Origin of the sequence: Lolliginicoccus lacisalsi (assembly GCF_014841105.1) — a bacterium.
Taxonomy (GTDB): domain Bacteria; phylum Actinomycetota; class Actinomycetes; order Mycobacteriales; family Mycobacteriaceae; genus Lolliginicoccus; species Lolliginicoccus lacisalsi.
In genome coordinates this window covers 1-24442 of the sequence record NZ_JACYWE010000010.1, presented here as the reverse complement: position 1 = coordinate 24442, position 24442 = coordinate 1, and the positions used below count along the sequence as shown (strand labels likewise).

23 protein-coding genes are annotated in these 24442 nt (G+C 68.3%); 12 read left to right on the top strand and 11 right to left on the bottom strand.

Annotated elements, in window-relative coordinates; genetic code table 11:
* Nucleotides 1-589: 589 nt before the first annotated feature.
* Both HT102_RS14605 and ctaC read right to left on the bottom strand, forming a co-directional pair.
* Nucleotides 590-1006 (bottom strand): cytochrome c oxidase subunit 4, encoded by a 417-nt coding sequence (locus HT102_RS14605; protein ID WP_192040181.1) that lies wholly within the window; start codon nucleotides 1004-1006, stop codon nucleotides 590-592.
* 32 nt (nucleotides 1007-1038) lie between these two features.
* The gene (gene ctaC / locus HT102_RS14600) at nucleotides 1039-2115 is read right to left on the bottom strand and encodes an aa3-type cytochrome oxidase subunit II (RefSeq protein ID WP_192040180.1); all 1077 of its coding nucleotides are present in this window, start codon (nucleotides 2113-2115) and stop codon (nucleotides 1039-1041) included.
* Between the two features lie 265 nt (nucleotides 2116-2380).
* On the opposite strand from ctaC, the gene asnB reads away from it, so the two are divergent.
* Complete coding sequence (gene asnB, locus HT102_RS14595) at nucleotides 2381-4312, top strand: asparagine synthase (glutamine-hydrolyzing) (protein ID WP_192040179.1); 1932 nt, start codon at nucleotides 2381-2383, stop codon at nucleotides 4310-4312.
* Nucleotides 4313-4327: 15 nt separating this feature from the next.
* Here asnB and HT102_RS14590 read toward each other — a convergent pair whose 3' ends face one another.
* The 5 genes from HT102_RS14590 to HT102_RS14570 form a co-directional block, all read right to left on the bottom strand.
* Nucleotides 4328-4714 (bottom strand): DUF5313 family protein, encoded by a 387-nt coding sequence (locus HT102_RS14590; protein WP_192040178.1) that lies wholly within the window; start codon nucleotides 4712-4714, stop codon nucleotides 4328-4330.
* The gene (locus HT102_RS14585) at nucleotides 4711-5160 is read right to left on the bottom strand and encodes a MarR family winged helix-turn-helix transcriptional regulator (protein WP_192040177.1); all 450 of its coding nucleotides are present in this window, start codon (nucleotides 5158-5160) and stop codon (nucleotides 4711-4713) included. Before HT102_RS14585 ends, HT102_RS14590 begins: the two co-directional genes overlap by 4 nt.
* 184 nt (nucleotides 5161-5344) lie before the next feature.
* Entirely contained in the window at nucleotides 5345-6322 is a 978-nt protein-coding gene (locus HT102_RS14580) for a carbohydrate kinase family protein (protein ID WP_192040176.1), read from the bottom strand.
* A gap of 197 nt (nucleotides 6323-6519) precedes the next feature.
* On the bottom strand, nucleotides 6520-6870 hold the full coding sequence (locus HT102_RS14575) for a HesB/IscA family protein (RefSeq protein WP_192040175.1): 351 nt from the start codon (nucleotides 6868-6870) through the stop codon (nucleotides 6520-6522).
* Between the two features lie 80 nt (nucleotides 6871-6950).
* On the bottom strand, nucleotides 6951-8087 hold the full coding sequence (locus tag HT102_RS14570) for a glycerate kinase family protein (RefSeq protein WP_192040174.1): 1137 nt from the start codon (nucleotides 8085-8087) through the stop codon (nucleotides 6951-6953).
* Nucleotides 8088-8184: 97 nt separating this feature from the next.
* Here HT102_RS14570 and HT102_RS14565 point away from each other — a divergent pair, with 97 nt between their 5' ends.
* Genes HT102_RS14565 through HT102_RS14550 form a run of 4 tightly spaced genes read left to right on the top strand, consistent with a single transcriptional unit; the run spans nucleotide 8185 to nucleotide 11334 of the window.
* A complete protein-coding gene (locus HT102_RS14565) occupies nucleotides 8185-8883 on the top strand; it encodes a DUF3043 domain-containing protein (RefSeq protein WP_333473472.1) in 699 nt (232 codons plus the stop codon).
* Between the two features lie 6 nt (nucleotides 8884-8889).
* Nucleotides 8890-9414, top strand: coding sequence for a bifunctional adenosylcobinamide kinase/adenosylcobinamide-phosphate guanylyltransferase (gene cobU / locus HT102_RS14560; protein WP_192040172.1), 525 nt, complete (start codon nucleotides 8890-8892; stop codon nucleotides 9412-9414).
* Nucleotides 9415-9454: 40 nt separating this feature from the next.
* Nucleotides 9455-10534 (top strand): nicotinate-nucleotide--dimethylbenzimidazole phosphoribosyltransferase, encoded by a 1080-nt coding sequence (gene cobT / locus HT102_RS14555; protein ID WP_192040171.1) that lies wholly within the window; start codon nucleotides 9455-9457, stop codon nucleotides 10532-10534.
* Nucleotides 10535-10584: 50 nt separating this feature from the next.
* A complete protein-coding gene (locus HT102_RS14550; RefSeq protein ID WP_192040264.1) occupies nucleotides 10585-11334 on the top strand; it encodes an adenosylcobinamide-GDP ribazoletransferase in 750 nt (249 codons plus the stop codon).
* 51 nt (nucleotides 11335-11385) lie between these two features.
* Here HT102_RS14550 and HT102_RS14545 read toward each other — a convergent pair whose 3' ends face one another.
* Both HT102_RS14545 and gcvT read right to left on the bottom strand, forming a co-directional pair.
* Nucleotides 11386-12489 carry a branched-chain amino acid aminotransferase gene (locus HT102_RS14545; RefSeq protein ID WP_192040170.1) on the bottom strand — a complete coding sequence of 368 codons (1104 nt, stop codon included), beginning with the start codon at nucleotides 12487-12489 and terminating at the stop codon, nucleotides 11386-11388.
* Between the two features lie 24 nt (nucleotides 12490-12513).
* The gene (gene gcvT, locus HT102_RS14540; protein WP_408611371.1) at nucleotides 12514-13638 is read right to left on the bottom strand and encodes a glycine cleavage system aminomethyltransferase GcvT; all 1125 of its coding nucleotides are present in this window, start codon (nucleotides 13636-13638) and stop codon (nucleotides 12514-12516) included.
* A 136-nt stretch (nucleotides 13639-13774) separates the two neighbouring features.
* Here gcvT and HT102_RS14535 point away from each other — a divergent pair, with 136 nt between their 5' ends.
* On the top strand, nucleotides 13775-15328 hold the full coding sequence (locus HT102_RS14535; protein ID WP_333473471.1) for a leucyl aminopeptidase: 1554 nt from the start codon (nucleotides 13775-13777) through the stop codon (nucleotides 15326-15328).
* Nucleotides 15329-15560: 232 nt separating this feature from the next.
* On the opposite strand, the gene HT102_RS14530 is transcribed toward HT102_RS14535, so the two are convergent.
* The gene (locus HT102_RS14530; RefSeq protein WP_192040169.1) at nucleotides 15561-15917 is read right to left on the bottom strand and encodes an oxidoreductase; all 357 of its coding nucleotides are present in this window, start codon (nucleotides 15915-15917) and stop codon (nucleotides 15561-15563) included.
* 259 nt (nucleotides 15918-16176) lie between these two features.
* Between HT102_RS14530 and sucB the strand changes: the two genes are divergently transcribed.
* From sucB to HT102_RS14505, 5 genes are all read left to right on the top strand, one after another.
* On the top strand, nucleotides 16177-18003 hold the full coding sequence (sucB, locus tag HT102_RS14525; protein WP_192040168.1) for a 2-oxoglutarate dehydrogenase, E2 component, dihydrolipoamide succinyltransferase: 1827 nt from the start codon (nucleotides 16177-16179) through the stop codon (nucleotides 18001-18003).
* Nucleotides 18004-18106: 103 nt separating this feature from the next.
* On the top strand, nucleotides 18107-19006 hold the full coding sequence (locus HT102_RS14520; RefSeq protein ID WP_192040167.1) for a TIGR01777 family oxidoreductase: 900 nt from the start codon (nucleotides 18107-18109) through the stop codon (nucleotides 19004-19006).
* A 50-nt stretch (nucleotides 19007-19056) separates the two neighbouring features.
* Nucleotides 19057-19842: a lipoyl(octanoyl) transferase LipB gene (gene lipB, locus HT102_RS14515; RefSeq protein WP_192040166.1), complete on the top strand. Its 786-nt coding sequence runs from the start codon at nucleotides 19057-19059 to the stop codon at nucleotides 19840-19842.
* A 24-nt stretch (nucleotides 19843-19866) separates the two neighbouring features.
* Entirely contained in the window at nucleotides 19867-20910 is a 1044-nt protein-coding gene (gene lipA / locus HT102_RS14510) for a lipoyl synthase (RefSeq protein ID WP_225443730.1), read from the top strand.
* Between the two features lie 51 nt (nucleotides 20911-20961).
* On the top strand, nucleotides 20962-21702 hold the full coding sequence (locus HT102_RS14505; RefSeq protein ID WP_192040164.1) for a DUF4191 domain-containing protein: 741 nt from the start codon (nucleotides 20962-20964) through the stop codon (nucleotides 21700-21702).
* Between the two features lie 21 nt (nucleotides 21703-21723).
* On the opposite strand, the gene HT102_RS14500 is transcribed toward HT102_RS14505, so the two are convergent.
* Nucleotides 21724-22188 carry an RDD family protein gene (locus HT102_RS14500; protein ID WP_192040163.1) on the bottom strand — a complete coding sequence of 155 codons (465 nt, stop codon included), beginning with the start codon at nucleotides 22186-22188 and terminating at the stop codon, nucleotides 21724-21726.
* 247 nt (nucleotides 22189-22435) lie between these two features.
* On the opposite strand from HT102_RS14500, the gene glnA reads away from it, so the two are divergent.
* Nucleotides 22436-23872, top strand: a complete 1437-nt coding sequence (gene glnA, locus HT102_RS14495; protein ID WP_192040162.1) for a type I glutamate--ammonia ligase — start codon at nucleotides 22436-22438, stop codon at nucleotides 23870-23872.
* Nucleotides 23873-24442 lie beyond the last annotated feature (570 nt).

Here is a 24442-nt window from a genome sequence, read left to right as displayed (position 1 = left end):
GAGACGCGTTCTACCGAACCAGAGCAAAGCTGCGTGCGTACAACCAACCTGGCCGCAGATGCGTTCCAGCCTGGCGTCCGGCGTGCGCTCCATTCTGGACCCGCGTAGAGCGCTCCTGAAGGGAGCAGGGGCGAGGACGAGGTGGATCAAGGCAGCCTGGAGCGCCGAGAGGCTGAGGGCATGTGCGCGAGAAAGCGGCAGCGACGGCCTCGAAGGGCTTGCCGGCCGCGCAGCGCGGATGCCTCCCGAGTGAACATCGGTCGCGGCCTGAAGCAAGCGGCTCATCCGCGCATCAGCGCATCAGAGCATTGCCGCCCCTCGCGGCACCAGCCTGCCCGCCTCGCGGCACCAGCCTGCCCGCCTCGCGGCACCAGCTTGCCCGCCAGTCGGCGCCACAAGCCACCACAGCAAAGCCACCACAGCAATCCCTGTGAGCACAGCAAAGCCCTCCAGCGCGGTGGGTCTTGCGCTGGAGGGCTTTGGCGCTGTCAAGGGCTTTGGCGCTGTCGAGGGTTGCGCTGTCGAGGGCTGCGCTGTCGAGAGCTGCGCTGCGGGGCTTTGGTGCTGTGTAGAGCTGCGCCCGTGGTAATCAGTGCTTCTCGGGGCCCCAGTGGTACTCGAAGACGAGTCCGGCGGTAGCGACGAGGATGATCACTGCTGCGACCACGATCAGCCACATGTAGAAGAAGGCGACCGCGATGCCTGCCAGTGCGGCGGAGAGCGCGAGCAGCACGGGCCAGTAGCTGCCGGGGCTGAAGAATCCGAGGTCGCCGGTGCCGTCCTCGATGTCTGCTTCCTCGTAGTCCTCGGGACGAGTGTCGATGCGTCGCGCGACGAACCGGAAATAGGTGCCGATGATGAGGGTCAGGCCCGCAGTGAGCACGATCGCGGTGAGCCCGGCCCATTCCAGCCCGGCGCGGGAGGTGTAGGTGAACACGCCGTACAGGATGGCGGTGAGGAAGAAGAACACCGTGAGCAGCTCGAAGAGCTTGGCTTCGATCTTCATGTCAGAACACGTCCTTGTTCAGTGCGGGGGCGTCAGTTGCCGGAACGGAAGGGGATCGCGGTCTGTGCCTCTCGCTGCGTGTTGAAGGGCACGGTGCTGATGGATAGGGGCTCCTCGCCGATGGCTTCGAGCGCCTCGGCGTTGGAGAGGCCCTGGCCGCCGTCGACGGTGGGCTTGCGCAGCTCGATGTACTCCGCGAAACGCTCGGGGCTCACTGCGCGGACCTCGAAGTTCATCATCGAGTGGTAGGTGCCGCACATCTCGGCGCAGCGCCCGACGAATGCTCCTTCCTCCTCGATCTCGCTGACCTGGAAGGAGAAGTCGGAGCGGTTTGCTTCGGGGTTGGGGAGGACGTCGCGCTTGAAGAGGAACTCGGGCACCCAGAAGGAGTGGACAACATCGGCGGAGGCAAGGACGAACTCGATGCGCCGGTTGGTGGGGAGCACGAGGACGGGGATCTCCTCGCTCGAGCCGAGGGTCTCGATGGTGTTGTAGCTGAGGTAGTCGAGCTCGCCGCGCTCGTTGCCATGGATGCGACCGACATTGCCGCCGTGGTCGTCGTCACCCTCGTCGCCCGTTGCGCCGAGCTGGGGACCACCATCGGGATCGGCGCCGTCGTAGCTCGGGGTGCCGTCGCCCATGTCGATGGTGCGGTAGCCGAACTTCCAGTTCCACTGGTAGGCGGTGACGTCAACGACGACGTCGGCCTCGCCGTGCTCCTTGTCGTTGACGTAGTTCTGCACAACGACGGTGAAGTAGAACAGCACCGCGATGATGATGAAGGGCACTGCCGTGTAGAGCAGCTCAAGGGGCACGTTGTAGCCCGTTTGCCGCGGGAAGTCAGGGTCGCCCTTCTTCTTGCGGTGGAACACCACTGTCCAGAAGGTAAGCCCCCAGACCAGTACACCCATTACGAGAGCAGCGACCACCGACCATGTCCACAACTCGCGCATCATCGTGGCCTGCGGGGTAATGCCCGAGGGCCAGCCGAATCGAAGGACCGTATTGTCGATGGAGCAGCCCGAAAGGAGCACGGCAGCGATACCGAGAGTCGCCGCTAGCCCAGTCCGTCGCGCAATCCGACGCCGACTACCGTGTGCCACGTTCACGCCTTCCTGGTTGCCACACCTTGTGCAGACCTAACCTGTTCAGACCTACCGTGTGCCGACCCCGCGAGCGCGCGGATCCGCACGGATCAAACTCTTGAGCCTGAATACTACGCAGCGTAGACCACGCGTTTGCAGCCGGCACTATCGGGTCTCCTCATGCGGGTGAAAGTTTTGCGGCATACTCCCTACCGGAAGAGTTTGCCCAGCTTGTCCGGGGGCGCCGCGGTGGCCCCTGAGCTGATCGTGGATTGAGGTGTTGTGCGCTGTGTGTGGCCTCCTGGGAATTCTGACTCCGGACGGGTCTGCCGCGGAGGTGGCTCCGCGGCTGGGAGAGGCGCTGCATTGCATGCGTCATCGTGGTCCGGACGAGGCCGGCACGTGGCATGACGATGATCTCGCGCTGGGGTTCAACCGGTTGTCGATCATCGATATCGCGCACTCGCACCAGCCGTTGCGCTGGGGTCCGCCGGAGAACCCCGAGCGATACGCGTTGACGTTCAATGGCGAGATCTACAACTACCTGGAGCTGCGCGAGGAGCTCGCTCGCGAGCATGGTGCCGTGTTCCGCACCGAGGGCGATAGCGAGACGATCGTCGCGGCCTTCCACCACTGGGGCCCGGGCGCGGTGGAGCGACTGCGGGGCATGTTCGCGTTCGGAGTCTGGGACACCGAGACGCGCGAGCTGTTCATCGCTCGCGACCCGTTCGGCATCAAGCCGCTGTTCATCGCGGATGCCCCGGGCGGATTCGGCTTCGGGTCGGAGAAGAAGAGCCTGCTGGAGGCCGCGGACCTGTTGAAGCTCGATCTCGGCATCGACGCGCGCGCCACCGAGCATTACCTGGTGCTGCAGTACGTGCCCGAGCCCGAGTCGCTGCACACGGGCATCCGTCGCCTGGAATCGGGCTGCTACGCCTGGGTGCGGCCGGGCGAGGCGCCACGCGTCACTCGCTACTTCAAGCCCTCGTTCCCGGTGGTGCCCTTCGCCAAGGGCAAGGACGCCGCGCAGAAGCGCTACGACGAGATCGCTGCCGCGCTCGAGGACTCCGTCGCCAAGCACATGCGCGCCGATGTGACGGTCGGCTCGTTCCTTTCCGGGGGCATCGACTCGACGGCGATCGCCGCGCTCGCTATCCGGCACAACCCGGACCTGATCACGTTCACCACGGGGTTCGAGCGCGAGGGCTACTCCGAGGTCGATGTGGCCGCGGAGTCCGCGGAGGCGATCGGCGCGCGGCATGTGGTGAAGATCGTGGGGCCCGAGGAGTTCGCGAAGTCGATCCCGGAGATCGTGTGGTACCTCGATGACCCGGTCGCGGATCCAGCGCTCGTGCCGCTCTACTTCGTGGCCCGGGAGGCGCGCAAGCATGTCAAGGTCGTGCTCTCCGGCGAGGGCGCGGACGAGTTGTTCGGTGGCTACACCATCTATCGCGAGCCGCTATCGCTGCGCCCGTTCAGCGCGCTGACCCCGGGCATGCGCCGGGCCGCCGCTCGGCTATCGGACCGGATGCCCGAGGGCAAGCGCGGCAAGAGCCTGCTGCAGCGCGGATCGCAGCGGCTCGAGGAGCGCTACTACGGCAACGCGCGCAGCTTCCAGGATCATCATCTGCGCGCGGTGCTGCGGGACTTCCGGCCCGAGTGGACGCACATGGACGTCACCGCACCGATCTATGCCCGCTCCGAGGGTTGGGACCCGGTGGCGCGGATGCAGCACCTCGATCTGTTCACGTGGCTGCGCGGCGACATCCTCGTCAAGGCCGACAAGATGACGATGGCGAACTCGCTGGAGCTGCGCGTGCCGTTCCTCGATCCCGAGGTGCTCGCGGTGGCGGAGAAGATCCCCTACAAGCAGAAGATCACCCGCGAGACGACGAAGCATGCGCTGCGGCAGGCGCTCGAGGGCATCGTTCCCCACCATGTCTTGCACCGCGCCAAGCTCGGCTTCCCGGTGCCGCTGCGGCATTGGCTGCGCGGGCCCGAGCTGTATGAGTGGGCCCGCGACCAGATCGCGGAATCCGGCACCGATCACATCCTGGACCTGGCGGCGGTCGGCAAGATGCTCGAGGAGCACCGCGCGGGCGTCTCCGACCACAGCAGGCGCCTGTGGACCCTGCTCACCTTCATGGTGTGGCATGGCATCTTCGTGGAGGAGCGGATCACCCCGTCGATCGAGGACCACGAGTACCCCGTGACCCTGTAGCGCGCTGCCTGGCCGCTAGGCGTTCTTGCCGTGCGCCGCGTCGTAGCGTTGCTTCTCGCGCGCGTGGCGCGCCTCGGCCTTGGGGTTCTGGAGATCCTTGGGCAGCCCGTGGCGCTCGAGGCGCCGTGCCCGATTGGGCTCCATGTAGGCCGCCGAGTAGAACAGCGCCAGCAGCACGCCGAGGAGGACGACGGCCGCGCGAAGGCTCAGCGGACCCGGGAGCATGAAACCGAGCGCGTAGATCGGCACGAACGGCACCATGCTGCGGATGAGGTGCCGGGGCACGGCCCAGTCGCCGGTGAGATCGTTGCGCACCCAGTCCTGCATGCTGGGCGGGAGGGTGCGGCCGAAGCTGTAGCCGATCCATTGCAGTGGGCCGGGGCGGGTTGCGTTGCTGGTCATGAGAGTGCTCCTGCGTTGAGCGCGGCTGCGTTGATACGGGTGAGGACGTCGTGCAGCTCGGTGATCTGTTCCTCGGTGACGCCGAGACTGCTCATGACGGCGGGCGGGATCTTCTCGGCCTCGGCGCGAAGCGCTCTCCCCTCGCTGGTGAGGTGCACCTCGAGCTGCCGCTCAGCGTGCTGGCTGCGGGCCCGGGTGAGGAGCCCGGCCGCCTCGAGCCGCTTGAGCAGGGGCGAGAGGGTGGGCGAGTCGAGCTGGAGCGCTTCGCCAATGTTGCGCACCGACCGTGGCTCCTGCTCCCACAGGGCGAGCATGACGAGGTACTGCGGGTGCGTGAGCCCCATGGGCTCGAGGAGCGGCCGGTAGACGGCGAGGACGGCGCGATTGGTGACGGCGAGGGCGAAACAGACCTGGCGGTCGAGGGCGAGCGGGTCTGGTGCGGGCATGCCTCAAATATAGTGCACGCTCTAATCGTGCACAACTACTTCGTGCACTATCTATTAGGGCACTCGTCACAAGCGCTGCCCTAAGCGGTCCCCTGCATCAGTGCCGCTGGGCTACTCCGCCCCGGCAACGAACAAGAGCCGGGCACCCCGTGAGGTGCCCGGCTCCGGATCAGATCGCCCACCGTCAGGCAGGCAGGATGTCGCCGATCTCGCGCGCTGCATCCGCGCCGTAGGCATTCTTGATGCGGTCGAGCGCCCTCTCGCGGTTCCACTCCCATTCCTGGGTCCCGACCGTCTCGAGAACCAGTACAGCAATCAGTGAACCGAGCTGAGCGGCGCGCACGTGGTCCAGCTTCGCCATGCGAGCGGTCAGGTAGCCCGCTCGGAACGCATCGCCCACGCCAGTCGGGTCCACGCGGCCCTCATCAGGCACGACATCAACATGCACGGGGTCCTCGCCGCGGACAACGATATCCACCCCGCCCGCGCCCAAAGTGGTTACACGAATGCCCACCATGCCCGCGACGTCCGCCTCGGAAAGGCCTGTCTTCTGCCGCAGGAGGCCCCACTCGTACTCATTCGTGAACAGATAGGCCGCGCCATCGATCAGGTCGCGCGCGGTGGCGCCATCGATACGAGCGAGCTGCTGGGAGGGATCGGCCGCGAAAGGCACGCCGAGCTCGCGGCACTCCTGGGTATGGCGGACCATCGCGTCGGGATCATTGGCCCCGACGAGGACCATGTCGATATCCGGACGACGGTCCACGACGCCCGCGATGGAGATCTCCCGTGATTCGCTCATCGCGCCCGGGTAGAACGAGGCGATCTGCGCCATCGCGGTGTCGGTGGTGCACACGAACCGCGCCGTGTGCGCGGTGCCCGAGATGCGGACCCCATCGCAGTCGACGCCGTGCTGCTGCAGCCACGTCCGGTACTCGGCGAAGTCCGCGCCCGCCGCACCCACGAGCAGGGGGTTGCCGCCGAGCACGCCGATGGCGAACGCGATGTTCCCGCCGACTCCCCCGCGGCGCACGACGAGATCGTCGACGAGGAAGCTCAGCGAGATCTGGCTGAGCTTGTCCGCGACGAGCTGCTCCTCGAACGTGCCGGGAAACGTCATCAGATGGTCTGTCGCGATGGAACCGCTGACCGCGATCGCCACATTTGCCCCTTCCGCGCTGGTGCGCAGCGCGCCGGACTGTGGCGCGCGCCGCACTACAGTACCCCGGCGGCGTGGCGCTCATGCAAGCACGCTCGCCGGTCGAGCCTGTCCGCGGTCACCCGCCGCGCCCCGCTGCTCGTGGCACGCGAAAGGGCGGCCTGGCTCCGGGCCAGACCGCCCCGCACGTGTTCAGCGTGTCAGTTGAACGAGTCCCCGCATGCGCAGGAGCCTGTCGCATTCGGGTTGTCGATCGTGAATCCCTGCTTCTCGATCGTGTCAACGAAGTCAATGACAGCACCATGCAGGTAGGGCTCGCTCATCCGATCCACGGCAAGCGTGACGCCATCGACCTCAAGGGTATGGTCGCCATCGAGCGTGCGATCGTCGAAGAACAGCTGGTAGCGGAGGCCCGCGCAACCGCCGGGCTGCACCGCGATGCGCAGCGAGAGGTCAGTGCGACCCTCCTGCTCCAGCAGCGTCTTCGCCTTGGCCGCCGCAGCGGTCGTGAGCGTCACGCCCTGGGTAGTGGTCTCGTTCTGCACAGTCATGCGTTCTCCCTCAGGTCCTACAGAATTACCGTGCACATTCCGGTGCTTGATCCAACGGTACTCCTGTTCCGGAAATTCCCCTACCCGCGGTCGACCCCGCCCCGAGCCCCCTCGGCCTGCCCGATCCGCCGAGCGATCCCCGCGACGGCCTCCGCCAACGCAGCCTGCGCGTCGCGGATCGCAGCGCTCGCCGAGCCACGCAGATCGGCCAGCGACACTACCTCGCCGAGCCCCATGCCGCGCCACTGCGGCTGGCCCAGCATGCAGCTCCCCACCACCGCGACCACCGGCACGCGTGCCTCCGCGGGCGCCGCGTGCGACTGGCCCGCCAACTCGGACACTACCTTTCCGGCCAGCGTCTGCGCGTCCAGCCGGCCCTCGCCCGTGATCACGAGGTCCACCGCGCCAGGCCGCCGACCGCGCGCCAGCACATCGCTGAGGCCGGTGGCGCTGGCCACGAGCCGCGCTCCCGATACACGCTGGCCACCCAGCGCGAGCAAAGCTGCTCCCAGTCCCCCTCCCGCGCCCGCGCCATCGCGCATGGCCACGCCACGACCATGCGCGTCGACCAACCTGGCGCTGGCCCGCGCGAGCCGTCGCTCCAGCAGTCCGACCATGCTGGCGTCGGCACCTTTCTGCGGACCGAACACGCGCGCAGCCCCCAGCGGCCCGAGCAGGGGGCTCGTCACATCCGTCGCGGCGATCAGGGCGACCCCCGCCAGCGCCCGCCGTCCCTGCTCGACCCCACCCAGCACGTCGAGCATGCCACTGCCGCCGTCCGTGCACGCCGTGCCGCCAAGCCCCACGACGATGGACCCGGGCTCCTGCCCGGCAGCTCGGAGCAGCAACTCCCCCACTCCCGCGCTCGTAGCGGCCCAGGCCGAGGAGGGCGTGGGCCGGCCCGGCAGCAGGTGGAGCCCGCAGGCCTGCGCGGCTTCCACATACGCCACGGCGCCCCGCGCCTGCTCGAGCTCCGCGCCCTGCACCAGCCACCTCGCCCGCACGCGCTCGCCGAGCGGACCGCGCACGGCCGCCTCTCGCGCCTGCCCGCCGCGAGTGGCGAGCGCGTCAACGAAACCGGGACCACCATCGGATTGCGGGAGGAGCTGGAGCTGGTCCCCTGGCCGCTCCGCCAGCCACGCGTCATGCATGACGATCGCGGCCTCGCGTGCCGACAGAGTGCCCCCGAAGGAGTCCGGCGCCAGCACGATCCTCATGCCTACCAGTATCGCCCGGAGCGGTGGCGTGAGTGCGGGACGGGCCGCGAGCGTGCCCTGGTTTGCCCGGATCACCAGATCGCATACCCTAAAACCCGTGAAACTCACCGGACGTGGCAGCAGCGGCAGCAATCCCGATGATCCCTCCGCGCAGGACGGGCCTGGCCAGGATCGCCCGGCGCAGGAGCAATCGGTGCAGCCCGCCGGGCACACCCCCGGCAAGGGACGTCCCACGCCCAAGCGCAACGAGGCGCGCCGGGGCGCGCGCGCTCCCCTGATGCCGCCTCCGATGACAAAGGCCGAGGCGCGGGCGCGCAAGAAGGCCCTCAAGGCCGAGCAGCGCAAGAAGCCGAAGATGTCCAAGGAAGAGCGCAAGCGCTTCAACGCCGAGAGCCGCTCGCGCGCGAACGAGCGCCGCGCCCGCATGATGGCCGGCGACGAGGACTACTTGCTGCCCCGGGACCGCGGAAAGACCCGCAAGCTCGCCCGAAACTACGTCGACGCGCGGCGCAACCTTGCGGGCATGTTCATGCCGCTGGCGCTGCTGGTGCTGCTGACGCTGTTCATGCCGCCAGACATCCAGGCCGTCATCACGCTCGGCATGATGGTCTTCCTCATCTTCATGATCGTCGAGGGAATCGTGCTGGGACGGCAGATCAGCAACCGGGTGCGCGAGCGATTCCCCGACAGCGACGACACTGGGCTGGGCATCGGCTGGTACGCGTTCGTCCGCGCGACGCAGATCCGGCGGCTGCGGGTGCCCAAGCCGCAGGCACGCCCCGGCGACGCGGTCTAGCCCGCCATGCGCTGCCTGGTCCTCGGGGGCGCGCGATCCGGCAAGTCCGGCCACGGCGAGCAGGTGATCAACGAATGGGCGCCGCGCCAGCCGGTGCGCTATATCGCGACGGCTCCCGATCGTCCTGGCGATGAGGAGTGGGCCGAGCGCGTGCGCGCCCACCAGCAGAGGCGGCCCGCGCACTGGAAGACCGTGCGCACCGATGACCTGGCCGCCGAGCTCGACCGCGATACGTCCCTCCCCACGATGATCGACGATCTCGGCATGTGGCTCGCGGCGATGATGGATCAGGCCGGCGCCTGGACCGATTCGAGCAGGGCAAGCGCTCCGGTCGACCGGCTGGTCGATGCAGTGGTCCGCTACCCTGGCCCGCTGGTGATCGTCACCCCCGAGGTGGGGATGGGCATTGTTCCCGAGACGCGATCCGGACGGGCATTCCGGGACGAGATCGGGGTGTTGAACGCGCGCATCGCGGAGGAATGCGAGAAAGTTGTACTGGTGGTGGCGGGAATCCCGTTGTCGCTGAAGTGATCCCCGCCTGTCGCGCGGCCGGCGAGAAAGGCTGGAGCAGTTGACCGACCAGGAACGCCCGGACGATCCCAGCGTTGTCGATCCCAGCGTCTTCGATCCGATCCCCCAGCCCGATCGCGAGGCGCGGCGAGCAGCCTGGCAGCGGCAGGCATCGCTCACCAAGCCCACTGGCTCCCTCGGCAGGCTCGAGGAGCTCTCGACGTGGATCGCGGCATGCCAGGGCCACTGCCCGCCCGTCCCGTTCGCCCGCCCCCGCATCGTCATCTTCGCCGGCGACCATGGCATCGCGCGCCACGGCGTGTCCGCTTATCCGCCCGAGGTGACCGTGCAGATGGTGCGGAACTTCCTCGACGGAGGGGCCGCGATCAATTGCCTCGCCGAGAACGCCGGGGCGACAGTGCGGGTGGTCGATATCAGCGTCGACGGCGACACCCCGGCATCGGTGAGCGCGCACAAGGTCCGCCGCTCGAGCGGGCGCATCGACACCGAGGACGCGATGTCCCACGACGAGGCCGTCGCTGCGGTCGCGGCAGGGCGCGCCATCGCCGACGAGGAGATCGACGCGGGCGCGGACCTGCTCATCGCCGGTGACATGGGCATCGGCAACACAACTCCGGCCACGGTGCTCGTCGCCACGCTGACCCGCACCGAGCCCATCGCCGCGGTCGGCCGGGGCACCGGGATCGATGACAACGCGTGGATGCTCAAGACCGCCGCCGTGCGCGATGCGATGCGCCGCGGCAAGATCGTCGCGCGCGATCCCGTCCGGCTGCTGGCCACGAGCGCGGGCGCGGACATCGCAGCAATGGCAGGCTTCCTTGCCCAGGCGTCGCTGCGGCGCACCCCGGTGATCCTCGACGGCGTGGTGGTGAGCTCCGCCGCGCTCGTCGCCGAGGACCTCGCGGCGGGCGCTCGCGAGTGGTGGCTGGCAGGGCACCGATCGACCGAGCCCGCGCACTCGATCGCGCTGCGGCGGTTGCAGCTCGAACCGATCGTGGACCTCGGCATGCGCCTCGGCGAGGGATCCGGCGCGGCAGTGGCGCTGCCGATCCTGGCGGCGGCGGTAGCGACGCTGGCCCGGATGGCCACTTTCGAGGAGGCAGGGGTGAGTGATCGATGAGCGCCAGAAGTTCCCGGGGCCCGCGCGGCAGCACGAGCAGCAATCCCACCGTGGACGGGGCACGCTTGGCGTTCTCGTGGCTGACTGTCTTGCCCGTGCGCGGCCCGCGGATCGTGGATCGGCAAGCCAGCGCCTGGGCAATCGCGGTGACGCCACTGATCGGCCTGGTCCTCGGGCTATCAACGACCCTGCTGCTGTGGGGGATGCTGGCGCTCGGGCTGCCCTCCCTGCTCGCGGGGATCCTCGCGGTGGGGTTCCTCGCGCTCGCGACGCGGGGACTACACATCGACGGGCTCGCCGATACCGCTGATGGCCTGGGCACGTTCGGGCCACCTGAGCGGGCGCAGCGGATCATGCATGCCGGCGGATCGGGCCCGTTCGGCATCGCCACGCTGGTTGTCGTGCTCATCGGGCAGGGCCTTGCGCTCGGCGCGCTCGCTGGGGCCAGCATGTTCGTCGCGATCACTGTCGCCATCGCGGCAGGGCGCGTCGCAGTGGTCATCGCGTGCCGGCCCGGCCTGCGGGCAGCACGGCCCGAGGGCTTCGGGGCGCTGGTGGCCGGGAGCCAATCCTGGGCGACCATCGGCTCCTGGGTGGCGGCGTCCCTGTTCATCGCTACTGTCGCGGTGCCCGGCAGCCCGCTGCACGGCGTAATCGTGCTGATCGTGGCATTCGCCTTCGCGCTGGTATTCGTGATGCATTGCGCCCGGCGCCTCGGCGGGATCAACGGCGACGTGCTGGGCGCGGCTCTGGAGCTGACCGTGCTGATCGCGGTCGTGGGGTTGCTGCTCGGAGCGTGAGGGCCTGGCCACCACGTGCAGGTGACCAGGCCTCATGGCGCGGCTCGCGATTCAGAGCAGGCGCTGCATCCAGCCGCGCGTGTCCTCGAAGGTGCCGCGCTGGATCCCGGTGAGCGTGTCGCGCAGCGCAAGGGTGACCTCGCCCGGCTCGCCGTCAGCAATGGTGTATTCGCCACCGGTGTGCTTGACCCGGCCGACCGGAGTGATCACTGCGGCGGTACCGCACGCGAAGACCTCGGTGATCTCGCCGCTGCGGGACTTCTCCTCGACCTCCTCGACCGAGACGCGCCGCTCCTCGACCGGGATGCCAGCGTCCTCGGCGAGGTGGATCAGGGATGCCCGCGTGATGCCGGGCAGCAGCGAGCCAGATAGCTCCGGGGTGACAAGCCGCGCCTCGGCGCCGGATCCGAACACGAAGAACAGGTTCATGCCGCCCATTTCCTCGATGAAGCGACGCTCGATCGCATCGAGCCAGACCACCTGGTCGCAGCCCTGGTCCGCGGCCTGCGCCTGGGCGAGCAAGGAGGCGGCATAGTTCCCGGCGAACTTCGCGGCACCCGTGCCACCGGGCGCGGCACGCACGTACTCGGTGGAGAGCCAGACGCTGACGGGCCGGACACCAGCCTTGAAGTAGGCCCCGGCCGGGGACGCGATGAGCAGGTACTGGTACTCCGCCGCGGGACGCACGCCAAGCCCCGCCTCGGTGGAGAACATGAAGGGTCGCAGGTAGAGCGACTCCTCCCCGCCTGCCTCGGGCACCCATGCCTCATCGACGGCGAGCAGTTCCTTCAAGGACGCGAGGAACATCTCGTCAGGCAGCTCCGCCATGGCCATGCGGCGCGCCGAGGAGCGGAAGCGCTCGGCGTTCGCGTCCGGGCGGAACGAGGCGATAGTGCCATCGGGCTGCCGATATGCCTTCAGCCCCTCGAAGATGGCTTGCCCGTAGTGCAGCACCATCGCCGCTGGATCAAGGGTGATCGCGCCGTACGGCTGGATGCGGGCGTCATGCCAGCCCTGCTGCCGCGTGAAGCGGATCGCGACCATGTGATCGGTGAAGTGCGTACCGAAGCCCGGGGACCGCAGGATCTGCTCCCGCTCGGCCTGTGGCCTGGGCGCGGGATGGGCGGAGCGGGTGAATTCGGGCAGCGTCGTCATGAGCGGAAATCCTATCGCGAAAAGTCACTGGGTCCTCGGTGCGACGAACGGTGGCCGGACGACTTCGCAGGGAATGTGGCGTCCCCGTACGTCGACCGTCACGGTGGCGCCCGCGGTGATGTCCGCGGAGGTGTCGAGGAGCGCGAGCGCGATGCCGGTTTTCAGCGTTGGTGAGAACGTACCGGACGTCGTCGTCCCGATCATCTCGTTTTCGGCCCCGAGGACGTCGAGGCCGGGGCGCAGCACGCCCCTGCCGAGCGCGCGCAGCCCCCACAGCGAACGGCTGGGCCCGGCCTCGCGCTGCCGCTGCAAGGCATCGCGCCCCCAGAACCCGGGCTTGCGCCAGCCCACGGCCCATCCGCAGCGCGCTTCGACGGGGGTTATCTCCAGCGAGAGCTCATGGCCATGGAGCGGATAACCCATCTCCGTTCTCAGCGTGTCGCGCGCGCCGAGCCCAGCGAGCCGCCCACCAAGCTGCTCGGCGCGGTCGGCGAGCCGTTGCAGGGCCACCTCGGCATCTCCGCTGGGCACCACGATCTCGTAACCCTGCTCACCGGTATAGCCCGTGCGGCAGATCCGCACAGTCGATCCCCCCGCGCCCTGCCACTCGGCGTCGGCGAACGCCATGTACGGCATGGAGGTGGGCAATCCCTCGAGCTCGAGCAGCTCCGCGGACCGCGGACCCTGGACAGCGAGCACGGCATGGTCCCGGTGCTGGTCCTGCACGCTCACCCCGGCCGGCGCGGATGCCTCGAGGCGCCGCGCCACCTCCGCGGAGTTGGCCGCGTTCGGGATCAGGAAGACCTCGCTCTCGCTGACGAGGTAGGCGATCAGGTCGTCGATGACGCCACCGCTCTCATCGCAGCACAGCGTGTACTGCGCCTTGCCGGGGCTGATGCGCTGCAAGTCGTTGGCGAGCGTGCTGTTGATGTACTCGGCGGCGCCGGTGCCCGTGACGAGGATCTTGCCGAGGTGGCTGACATCGAAGATCCCCACGGCCTCGCGGACCGCGTTGTGCTCCGCCACCACGCCGCCGTAGGAGATCGGCATCGACCAGCCCGCGAACGGCGCGAACGTGGCGCCCGCGCGGACATGGACTTCGTTCGCCGGACTGGACAGCAAAGTATCTGGGGCATGCTCGGGACTCACGGCGTCCACGCTAGCCGGCGACGCGGGCGGTAGCCTCTAGCCGTGGGGGCGTCCATGGCGCGGCGCGGCCCCGCCGGGCACCCCGCGGCGCTAGCCCAGCGCACCCTCTCGCATTGAACATCCCAAGGAGCGTCACGTGAGCGACAAGCCGAAGTCCACCGATACCCGGACCACCGATCATCGGGCCAGCGGCCTGGCGCTCGGTGTTTCCCGCAAGATCGCCAAGCGGCATGAAGCGATCATCGTTGGCGTCGCGCGCGGCAAGAAATCCATCGCCCTCGATGGCGCGGACCCTGTATGGGACAAGGACACCCAGTCCGCTGTGGTGGCCGCGCTGAAGGCCGCCGGAGCGACCGGCAAGGCCGAGCAGGTCACGCGGATCCCCGCGCCCAAGGGCATCGCGGCGCAGGCAGTCGTCGGGATCGGTCTCGGCGCGGGCCGCCGTGACGACATCGAGGCCGAGCAGATCCGGCGCATCGCGGGCACCGCTGCCCGGTCGCTCACCGGCGTCGGCTCCGCGGCGACGCTGCTGCACTCGCGCGGCATCGCTCCGGTGGTGGAGGGCTTCTGCCTCGGCGCGTACTCGTTCACCGAGTTCCGCTCCCCCAGGTCCGCCCCTGATGCCAGCGCGGCCCCGCTCGGCTCGGTGGACCTCATCATTCCCGAGGGGAACGCCAAGAAGGCCGAGAAGGCGATAGCGCGCTCCGTCGCCATCGCCGACGCTGTCGCCATCGCACGAGATTTCGTGAACACGCCGCCGAGCCACCTCTACCCCGGCGCGTTCGCCGAGCGGGCCGCGACGCTCGCCGCGGACGCCGGGCTCGATGTGGAGGTCCTCGATGAGCAGGCCCTCGAGTCCGCCGGGTACGGAGGCATCGTCGCCGTCGGCAAGGGCTCGGTCCGCAAGCCGCGCCTCGTCCGCATCGCCTACCGGGGCGGGCCGGAGAGCGGCGGCAAGACCGTGGCACTCGTCGGCAAGGGCGTCACCTTCGACACCGGGGGCATCTCCATCAAGCCAGCCGCGGGCATGGAGAACATGACCTCTGACATGGCCGGCGCTGCGGCGGTGATCGCGACCGTCCTGCTCGCCGCCCGCCTCGAGCTTCCCGTGACCGTGATCGCGACCGTACCGATGGCCGAGAACATGCCGTCGGGCACCGCGACCCGTCCCGGCGACGTCATCACCCACTACGGGGGAACCACCGTGGAGGTTCTCAACACCGATGCGGAGGGACGCCTGATCCTTGCCGACTCGCTGGTGCGCGCGGCCGAGGATGGACCGGATTACATCATCGATACCGCCACCCTCACCGGCGCGCAGATGGTCGCGCTCGGCACGCGCGTGCCCGGCGTGATGGGCACCGACGATTTCCGTGACCGGGTCGCCGCGCTGTCCCAGCAGGTGGGCGAGAACGGCTGGGCGATGCCCATGCCTGCCGAGCTGCGCGCCGACCTCGGCTCCCGGGTGGCTGACCTCGCGAACGTGACCAACCACCGCTGGGGCGGCATGCTGTCCGCCTCGCTGTTCCTCAAGGAATTCGTCGCTGACGGGGTCGACTGGGCACACATCGATGTCGCCGGGCCCGCGTTCAACACCGGCGCCGCCTGGGGCTACACACCGAAGGGTGGCACCGGTGTGCCCGTGCGCACGATGCTCGCGGTCCTCGAGGACGTCGCCGCGAACGGCTGACCCGCCCGGGCGCTGGCCGGGCGCGGGGGTGGCTGGCGCGGGGGTGGCTGGCGCGGGGGTGGCTGGGCGCGGGGGTGGCGCCTCCCTGAGCGGCAAAAGCACCGGAAACTGTCAAACGCGATAGAAGTCACGCTGGATTCCAGTCGACTTCTATCGCGTTTGCGACTGAGGCGGCAGCGGCAGCGGACGGCGGCTGAGGCGGCAGCGGGCCGCGCCCAGCCGACCGGACCCGCTAGTCCTGGTCGCGTTCCTGCCGGGCGCGCTTCTCGAGGATGCGCTGCCGCTCGTTGTAGTCCCTCATGCGCTGGGGGTATCCAGTCTTCTGCACGTCATACAGCGGAATGCCCAGCTTCTCGCCGACCTTCCGGGCGATCTTGGGAGTGCGCACGCGGCGGCGCGTCCATTCGCCGTCCTTCGCCACGAGCACCACGGTGATCTCGTTGACGAAGGTGGGTGGCTCGACGAAGCCTTCCACGCCGGTGCGCGCTCCCGTCCAGCTCGCGAGGTGGGCAAGGTCGCTGTCCCGCATTCCACGAACGTGGGCGGCGGCGGTGCCGCGTGGTTGACGAAATCGTCCGAAGATTCCCATATCCCGATGCTGCCAGGAAATCAGCGGGAGCACCTACCCGTGGCGCATGGGACATCATCCGCCGGGGCCCCCACCGGGACCGGCCGTGCGCGCGGGAGCGAGGGGTGCAAGGATGGGTCGTGGTGGACGTCATGGGATTTGCGTTGATCTGAGCATCTGCCCACATAACGTCTGCGCCACAAGCACAATAGAGATCGCCTCGCTACGGCCGCGAAGCGATCAGCCATACACCCCATCGAGCGCCGAGGAGTCGAAGGATATGGCCTTCTCCGTTCAAATGCCCGCCCTAGGTGAGAGCGTGACCGAAGGCACGGTCACGCGCTGGCTCAAACAGGAAGGCGATACCGTCGAGGTCGACGAGCCGTTGCTCGAGGTATCGACGGACAAGGTCGATACCGAGATCCCCTCCCCTGCCGCTGGCGTCCTGACAAAGATCGTCGCGCAGGAGGATGACGTCATCGAGATCGGCGGCGAGCTCGCCGTGATCGGTGACGCTGACGAGTCCGGCGGCGACGACAGTGGCAGCGATGATGCCGCGGACGATGCCGCTGATGAGGTCGAGGACGCTCCCGAGGACGACGCGCCCGAGGAGGAACCTGCCTCCGACGAGACCGACGACGAAGAGACCGACGACGAAGAGACCGACGAGGACGCGGAACCAGCCTCCTCTGGCGGCGATGGCGGCGATGGCGGCGATGGGACTCCGGTCACGATGCCCGCACTCGGCGAATCGGTCACCGAGGGAACCGTTACTCGCTGGCTTAAGGCCGTCGGGGACGAGGTCGAGGTCGATGAGCCGTTGCTCGAGGTCTCCACCGACAAGGTCGATACCGAGATCCCCTCGCCCGTGGCTGGCACGTTGCTGGAGATCACGGCGGAGGAGGACGAGGTCGTCGAGATCGGCGGCCAGCTCGCCATCATCGGTAGCGGATCCCCCAGCTCGAGCAAGGCGGAGCCCGAGAAGAAGCCCGAAGCCAAGAAGGAACCAGAGCCCGAGAAGGAACCAGAGCCCGAGAAGGAACCAGAGCCCGAGAAGAAGCCGGAACCGGAGAAGAAGCCCGAGCCCAAGGCCGAGGAGGAGTCGAAACCGGCCCCCAAGGCCGAGAAGAAGCCGGAATCCAAGCCGGAATCGGATTCCAAGCCCGCGGCCTCGTCGGGTGGCACGCCCTACGTGACGCCGCTGGTGCGCAAGCTCGCCGCCGAGCATGACGTGGACCTCTCGTCGGTGAAGGGCTCCGGTGTTGGTGGACGCATCCGCAAGGAGGATGTGCTCGCGGCCGCCGAGTCCTCGAAGAAGCATGCCGCGGAATCGGCGCCGAAGAAGTCCGGTACTCCTGCGGGTGTTCGGCCCGAGCTCGCGAAGCTGCGGGGCACCACGCAGAAGGCCAACCGCATCCGGCAGATCACCGCGCAGCTCACCCGTGAGTCGCTGCAGCAGACCGCTCAGCTCACCCAGACCCACGAGGCGGATCTCACCCGGGTCGCTGCCCTGCGGTCCGAGCACAAGGCGGCGTTCAGGGACCGGCATGGCGTCAACCTGACGTTCCTCCCGTTCTTCGCGAAGGCCGCGGTGGAGGCACTGCGCCTGCACCCGAACATCAACGCGAGCTACGACGAGGATGCCAAGGAGATCACCTATCACGGCGCCGAGCATCTTGGTGTCGCGGTCGATACCGAGAACGGGCTGCTCTCCCCTGTTATCCACAACGCCGGCGACATGTCCGTCGCCGAGCTCGCCAAGGCGATCGCTGACCTCGCCAAGCGGGCGAGATCGGGAGGCCTCAAGCCCGACGAGCTGACTGGCGGCACGTTCACCGTCACGAACATCGGGAGCAACGGCGCCCTGTTCGATACGCCCATCCTGGTGCCGCCGCAGTCGGCGATGCTGGGCACGGGCGCGATCGCCAAGCGCCCAGTGGTCACCACGGACGAGTTCGGCAACGACGCGATCGCGATCCGCTCGATGGCGTACCTGCCGCTCACCTACGATCATCGGCTCATCGATGGTGCTGACGCGGGCCGGTTCATCACAACGATCAAGGAACGTCTCGAGGACGGCGACTTCATCGCCGATCTGGACCTCTGAGCAACCGGGCCCTGGCACTCCAGCTGGGGCCCGGCCTTTCGGGTAGGCCCCCGCCTGGGGTAGCGCGCCCCTGGGGCTGCACGAGCAGGAAGGCGGTATGCGCATGCGCGTGGCAATCGCGGGATCATCAGGACTGATCGGCACGGCGCTCGTCGCGGCGCTGCGCGCCAGCGGCCATGATGTGGTGCGCATGGTCCGGCGCGCCACGCACGCTCCGGACGAGGTGCGCTGGGACCCCACCACACGGCTCGACCCCGATGTCCTCGGGTCCACCGATGCAGTGATCAACCTGTGTGGCGCGAGCATCGGCGACCGGCGCTGGACGGGCGAGTACAAGCAGGAGCTGCGAGACAGCCGCACCGGCCCTACCGAGGTGCTGGGCGAGGCCGCGGCAGCCGCAGGGGTCGGCACCGTGATCAATGCGAGCGCAGTCGGCTACTACGGCGATACGGGCAGCGCCAAGGTAGATGAGTCCTCGCCCGCCGGGGAGGGATTCCTCGCGAGCCTGTGCGAGGAATGGGAAGCGACCGCGCTGCGGCACGCCAACCCAGGCACCCGGGTCGCCTGCATCCGCACGGGAGTGGTGCTCTCCCGCGCGGGGGGCATGCTGCCCAAGCTGATCCCCCTCTACAAGCTCGGCCTTGGCGGTCGGCTCGGTGATGGACGCCAGTACTTTCCCTGGATCAGCCTGGAGGACCACGTCCGGGCTGTTGAGTTCATCCTTGGCAATCCGGACCTGCATGGCCCGGTCAACCTGACAGGCCCTGCCCCGGTGACGAACGCCGAGTTCAACCGGGCCTTCGCCAAGGCCACGCATCGACCGGCCCCGTGGATCGTGCCCGGCTTCGCGCTCAAGGCCGCGGTGGGAGAGTTCGCGTCGGAGGGCATTCTCGGCGGCCAGCGCGCGATACCGGCCAAGCTCGAGGCGGCGGGTTTCGAATTTGTCCACAACACGATCCGCGAGGCGCTCGAGGCGACGCTCGCTCGTTCGAGCCAGTCCTAGGCATCGCGCTGGGGGCATCTGCTGCCCGAGCGAGGAGTACGGTGGCTTGCATGAGTGAGCGAAGCGCTTCCGCGCGGTCATCCTCGGCCGCGCTGGAGTTCGTCGAAGCCGGAATGATCGACTACCTGGCGGCGTGGGCCCGGCAACGCGAGATCGCCGAGGCACGTGCTCGCGGCGAGGGCACGGATACAGTCCTGCTCCTCGAGCATCCGCCGGTGTACACGGCCGGGCGCCGCACCACCGATGCCGAGCGTCCCACCGACGGCACTCCCGTGATCGATGTGGACCGGGGCGGCAAGATCACCTGGCACGGCCCCGGCCAGCTCGTGGGCTACCCCATCGTGGCGCTCGCCGAGCCCATCGATGTGGTGGGCTACGTGCGCCGCATCGAGGAGGCCCTCATCTCGGTGGTCACCGGCCTGGGAGTGCCGTGCGGGCGGATCGATGGCCGATCTGGCGTCTGGCTGGCAGCGGGAACGTGGCTAGGGCCCGATGGCCAGGCCCGGTTCCTGCCGGAGCGCAAGATCGCCGCGATCGGTGTCCGTGTGGCACGCGGGGTGACGCTGCACGGGTTCGCGCTCAACTGCAACAACACGCTCGACGCCTTCGACGCGATCATTCCCTGCGGGATCACCGACGCTGGGGTGACGTCGCTGTCGCGCGAGCTCGGCCGCGAGATCACCGTCCAGGACGTCATCCCTGCCGTCACGGATGCGGTCGCCCGGGCACTCGATGGGGAACTGCCGGTCTCCGAGCATCCCGTTGCCCGGCGTGCCCCCGCCACCGGTGATGATGACGCGCCCGCGCCGCGGGTGACGACGTACAGCTTCACCTAGCCGCGCGAGGCCTCGCGGCCCCTGATGACCACTGCACCCAAGCGTAGGATCGAGAACGTGACTGTTGCCCCAGAAGGACGCAAGCTGCTCCGCGTCGAGGTTCGCAACGCGGAGACCCCCATCGAGCGCAAGCCAGGCTGGATCCGCACCCGAGCCACGATGGGCCCCGAGTACACCGAGCTCAAGGGGCTCGTGCGCCGCGAGGGCCTGCACACCGTCTGCGAGGAAGCGGGCTGCCCCAACATCTTCGAATGCTGGGAGGACCGGGAAGCAACCTTCCTCATCGGCGGTGACCAATGCACCCGCCGCTGCGACTTCTGCCAGATCGACACCGGCAAGCCCGCGGCGCTCGATCTCGACGAGCCTCGTCGTGTTGCCGAGAGCGTGCAGGCAATGGGCCTGCGGTACTCCACCATCACCGGCGTTGCCCGCGATGATCTCGACGACGGTGGCGCCTGGCTGTACGCCGAGACGGTCCGGCAGATCCACGCGCTCAATCCCGGAACCGGCGTGGAACTGCTCATCCCGGACTTCAACGCGGACCCCGGCCAGCTCGAGGAGGTCTTCTCGTCCCGGCCCGAGGTGCCCGCCCACAACGTGGAGACCGTGCCCCGCGTGTTCCGCCGCATCCGTCCGGCCTTCCGCTACCAGCGGTCGCTCGATGTGATCACCATGGCGCGCGACGCCGGCCTCGTCACGAAATCGAACCTGCTCCTCGGCATGGGCGAGACCCCCGAGGAGGTCACCGAGGCCCTGTCGGACCTGCACGAGGCGGGCTGCGACATCATCACCATCACCCAGTACCTGCGGCCCTCGCCGCGGCACCACCCCGTGGAGCGCTGGGTGCGGCCCGAGGAGTTCGTGGCGCACTCCGAGACTGCGCGCGATCTCGGCTTCGCCGGGGTGATGGCGGGACCGCTGGTGCGCTCCTCCTACCGGGCAGGGCGCCTCTACGCGCAGGCCATCGCGCATCGCGGCGAGCGGATCCCCGAGAACCTCGAGCATCTCGACCGCGGCGGTGCCGCGGCGCAGGAGGCCAGCGCCGTGCTCGCCCGCTACCAGGGGTAGCAACGGACCCACCTGGCTCGCCCGCGAGCGCCAACACCGTATCCTGGAGGCATGGCGAAGGCGCAGAAGCTCGACAAGGAGCAGCGAAAAGCACTGAAGGCTGCCCGCAAGGCACGCTCGCGGGAACGGCGGTCACAGTTGTGGCAGGCGTTCAAGATGCAGCGCAAGCAGGACAAATGGTTGCTTCCGATCCTCGTGGGCACGATCGTCGTGACCACGGCAGTGTTGTTCGGCATCGGTGCGCTGCTTGGCGCGCAGTGGCTGTTCCTGCCGTTCGGCCTGATCCTCGGCGTGCTGCTCGCGTTCATCATCTTCGGGCGGCGCATGACCCAGTCCGTGTACAAGAAGGCCGATGGCCAGCCCGGGGCGGCGGCGTGGGCCCTCGAGTCCCTGCGCGGGCCATGGATCGTCAGCAACGCGGTGGCTGGCACCACCCATCTCGATGCCGTGCACCGGGTGCTGGGCCGTCCCGGAGTGATCCTGGTGGGAGAGGGTGCCCCGCATCGCGTCAAGAGCCTGCTCGCCCAGGAGAAGAAGCGCGTCGCCCGGCTCGTCGGCAACACCCCGATCTACGAGATCATTGTCGGCAACGACGACGACCAGATCCCGCTCGCGAAGCTGCAGAAGGCCGTCAACCGGCTGCCCAAGAACATCAATCGCAAGCAGATGGATGCCCTCGAGAGCCGTCTGGCAGCGATCGCGTCCCGCTCCGGAGGCCCCGCAATGCCCAAGGGGCCGGTGCCCGGTGGTGGCCGCATGAAGAACGTGCAGCGCACCATCCGCCGTCGCTAGCTTCCTGCCGTTGCGCGCTACCTAGCGGGCGCGGACGACCACGGTGTCGGTGAGGCGGTCGTGGAGCCCGCGACCGTCCCGATCCCAGATCGCTGCGGGGATGATGAGGAAGACGAGGATCGCCCGTCCGATCGATCGCCCGATCCCCACGGCGGCCGGGCTGTGCGCTCGCTGCACGCGCAGGCCGAACAGCGCCTGTCCTGGCGTGAAGGAGAACAGGAAAACGGCGAGGATCGCGACGGCGAACCACAGGAGCAGGCCCCAGTGCCCTGGCGGCTCGGGCAGCGTGAACAGGCCAGCGACCAGCCCGGCCATGATGATGTCGGTGAAGAACGCGCCGCTGCGCCGCAACCAGGTGGGCATCGAACCGGGGCCATGCTCGGGCAGTCCGAGGCTCTCGCCGCGGTACAAGTCCTCGTCGCCGGTTTGGCCGTCGGGCAACGCGGCCGCAGGTCCATAGAGCCAAGAGCCAATATTTCGGGGCATAGTCACTAGGATAGTGTCTATACCGCGCGGTCACGCCCGGGGAAGCAGCGCATGGACCGGGCCCGGGGCGGCCAGGATCACACGGGAACGGGAACAACCCGTGTCGATTCGCCGAACTCGCCGGATTTGGTAACACGTGTGAAACATCCGGGTGACCGCGGGGCAATACCAACTTCATATCGTTCCCATTGATTACCCGCCACTGAGCAACCGATCGCGGCGGGGCCTTGACTGAAGGAGCAGACGCGTGGCGTTTTCCAATGCCGAAGAAGTCTTCAAGTTCATTAAGGATCAGAACGTCGAGTACGTCGATGTTCGATTCTGCGACCTCCCGGGCGTGCAGCAGCACTTCTCCATCCCGGCATCGGCGTTCAACAAGGACGTCATCGAGGACGGTCTCGCGTTCGACGGCTCGTCGGTGCGTGGTTTCCAGTCGATCCACGAGTCCGACATGCTGCTCCTCCCGGACGTCACCACCGCGCGCATCGACCCGTTCCGTGCCGCGAAGACCCTGAACATCGTGTTCTCGGTCCACGACCCGTTCACCCGCGAGGCCTACAGCCGCGACCCGCGCAACGTCGCCCGCAAGGCGGAGGAGTACTTGGCCTCCACCGGCATCGCCGACACCGCGTTCTTCGGCGCCGAGGCCGAGTTCTACCTCTTCGACTCGGTCCGCTTCGACTCGCAGGCCAACGGCTCGTTCTACGAGATCGACTCCGAGTCCGGCTGGTGGAACACCGGCGTCGACCGCGAGGCCGACGGCTCCCCCAACCTGGGCTACAAGGTCCGCTACAAGGGTGGCTACTTCCCCGTCGCTCCGTATGACCACTACGTCGACCTGCGTGACGAGATCACCACCAACCTCACCAACGCCGGGTTCGAGATCGAGCGCGGCCACCACGAGGTCGGCACCGCGGGCCAGGCCGAGATCAACTACAAGTTCAACACCCTCCTCCACGCCGCCGACGATCTGCTGCTGTTCAAGTACATCGTCAAGAACACCGCGTGGAAGGCCGGCAAGTCCGCCACCTTCATGCCGAAGCCCCTGTTCGGCGACAACGGCTCGGGCATGCACGTCCACCAGTCGCTGTGGAAGGACGGCAAGCCACTGTTCCACGACGAGGCTGGCTACGCCGGACTCTCCGACATGGCCCGCCACTACATCGGCGGCATCCTGCACCACGCGCCGTCGCTGCTCGCGTTCTCCAACCCCACGATCAACTCGTACCACCGCCTCGTGCCGGGCTACGAGGCCCCGATCAACCTGGTGTACTCGCAGCGCAACCGCTCCGCAGCGGTCCGCATCCCGATCACCGGCAACAACCCGAAGGCCAAGCGCCTCGAGTTCCGCGCGCCCGACAGCTCCGGCAACCCGTACCTCGCGTTCGCGGCGTGCATGATGGCCGGACTCGACGGCATCCGCAACAAGATCGAGCCGCCCGCCCCCGTCGACAAGGACCTCTACGAGCTCCCGCCGGAGGAGGCCAAGGGAATCCCGCAGGCCCCCACCTCCCTCGAGGACGTCATCGACAACCTCGAGAAGGACCACGACTTCCTCACCGAGGGCAACGTGTTCACCAGCGACCTCATCGAGACCTGGATCGCCCTCAAGCGCGCGCAGGAGATCGACCCGGTCCGTCTGCGCCCGCACCCCTACGAGTTCAACCTGTACTACGACGTGTGATCCTCGCCCCGTGCGGAGCAGCCACTTCTGACTGCGACGCGCACGAGGTGCTAGGCGCTAGGCGCTAGGCACGCTTCGAGTCCACCCGCTTCACGATCCAGGTCGTGGAGCGGGTGGACTTTTTCGTCGTCCGGGGCGGGCTGGTGGCGGTTCGGGCTGGTGGCGGTTCGGGCTGGTGGCGGGCCGGGCTGGTGGCGGGCCGGCCAAACGCACTGGAAACTGCCAAACGCGATAGAAAATCGCTTGGCTTCCGGGCAGCTTCTATCGCGTTTGCGGCTGAGGCACGGCTTGGGCGCGAAGGCATAGGAGCTGGAAAGGCCGAGTCAGCGGGGCTGCCACTCCCCCGCGCGAGTCACTGACCGCCAGGAGAGGTGTGATGCAGCCGTGCTGCCCCAGGCTTCGGCATCGCACGGCTGCTGGCTTCGGCCTTGCATGGCCTGCCACTCGTGCGGGTAGCGCACCCGCCTGGCCCTCGACTGTGGTCGAGAAGCGGCCAAACACACCGGAAACTGCTAAACGCGATAGAAAATCGTAGTTTGCCAGGCTGGTGGTGAGACACCACCTGGCACG

What these genes read in the sequence shown, in the direction of transcription:
- HT102_RS14605 (WP_192040181.1), bottom strand. Translation starts at nt 1,006, where the DNA reads ATGAAGATCGAAGCCAAGCTCTTCGAGCTGCTCACGGTGTTCTTCTTC.
- HT102_RS14590 (WP_192040178.1), bottom strand. Translation starts at nt 4,714, where the DNA reads ATGACCAGCAACGCAACCCGCCCCGGCCCACTGCAATGGATCGGCTAC.
- HT102_RS14585 (WP_192040177.1), bottom strand. Translation starts at nt 5,160, where the DNA reads ATGCCCGCACCAGACCCGCTCGCCCTCGACCGCCAGGTCTGTTTCGCC.
- HT102_RS14575 (WP_192040175.1), bottom strand. Translation starts at nt 6,870, where the DNA reads ATGACTGTGCAGAACGAGACCACTACCCAGGGCGTGACGCTCACGACC.
- HT102_RS14570 (WP_192040174.1), bottom strand. Translation starts at nt 8,087, where the DNA reads ATGAGGATCGTGCTGGCGCCGGACTCCTTCGGGGGCACTCTGTCGGCA.
- cobU (WP_192040172.1), top strand. Translation starts at nt 8,890, where the DNA reads ATGCGCTGCCTGGTCCTCGGGGGCGCGCGATCCGGCAAGTCCGGCCAC.
- HT102_RS14545 (WP_192040170.1), bottom strand. Translation starts at nt 12,489, where the DNA reads ATGACGACGCTGCCCGAATTCACCCGCTCCGCCCATCCCGCGCCCAGG.
- HT102_RS14530 (WP_192040169.1), bottom strand. Translation starts at nt 15,917, where the DNA reads ATGGGAATCTTCGGACGATTTCGTCAACCACGCGGCACCGCCGCCGCC.
- sucB (WP_192040168.1), top strand. Translation starts at nt 16,177, where the DNA reads ATGGCCTTCTCCGTTCAAATGCCCGCCCTAGGTGAGAGCGTGACCGAA.
- HT102_RS14520 (WP_192040167.1), top strand. Translation starts at nt 18,107, where the DNA reads ATGCGCGTGGCAATCGCGGGATCATCAGGACTGATCGGCACGGCGCTC.
- lipB (WP_192040166.1), top strand. Translation starts at nt 19,057, where the DNA reads ATGAGTGAGCGAAGCGCTTCCGCGCGGTCATCCTCGGCCGCGCTGGAG.
- lipA (WP_225443730.1), top strand. Translation starts at nt 19,867, where the DNA reads ATGACCACTGCACCCAAGCGTAGGATCGAGAACGTGACTGTTGCCCCA.
- HT102_RS14505 (WP_192040164.1), top strand. Translation starts at nt 20,962, where the DNA reads ATGGCGAAGGCGCAGAAGCTCGACAAGGAGCAGCGAAAAGCACTGAAG.
- HT102_RS14500 (WP_192040163.1), bottom strand. Translation starts at nt 22,188, where the DNA reads ATGCCCCGAAATATTGGCTCTTGGCTCTATGGACCTGCGGCCGCGTTG.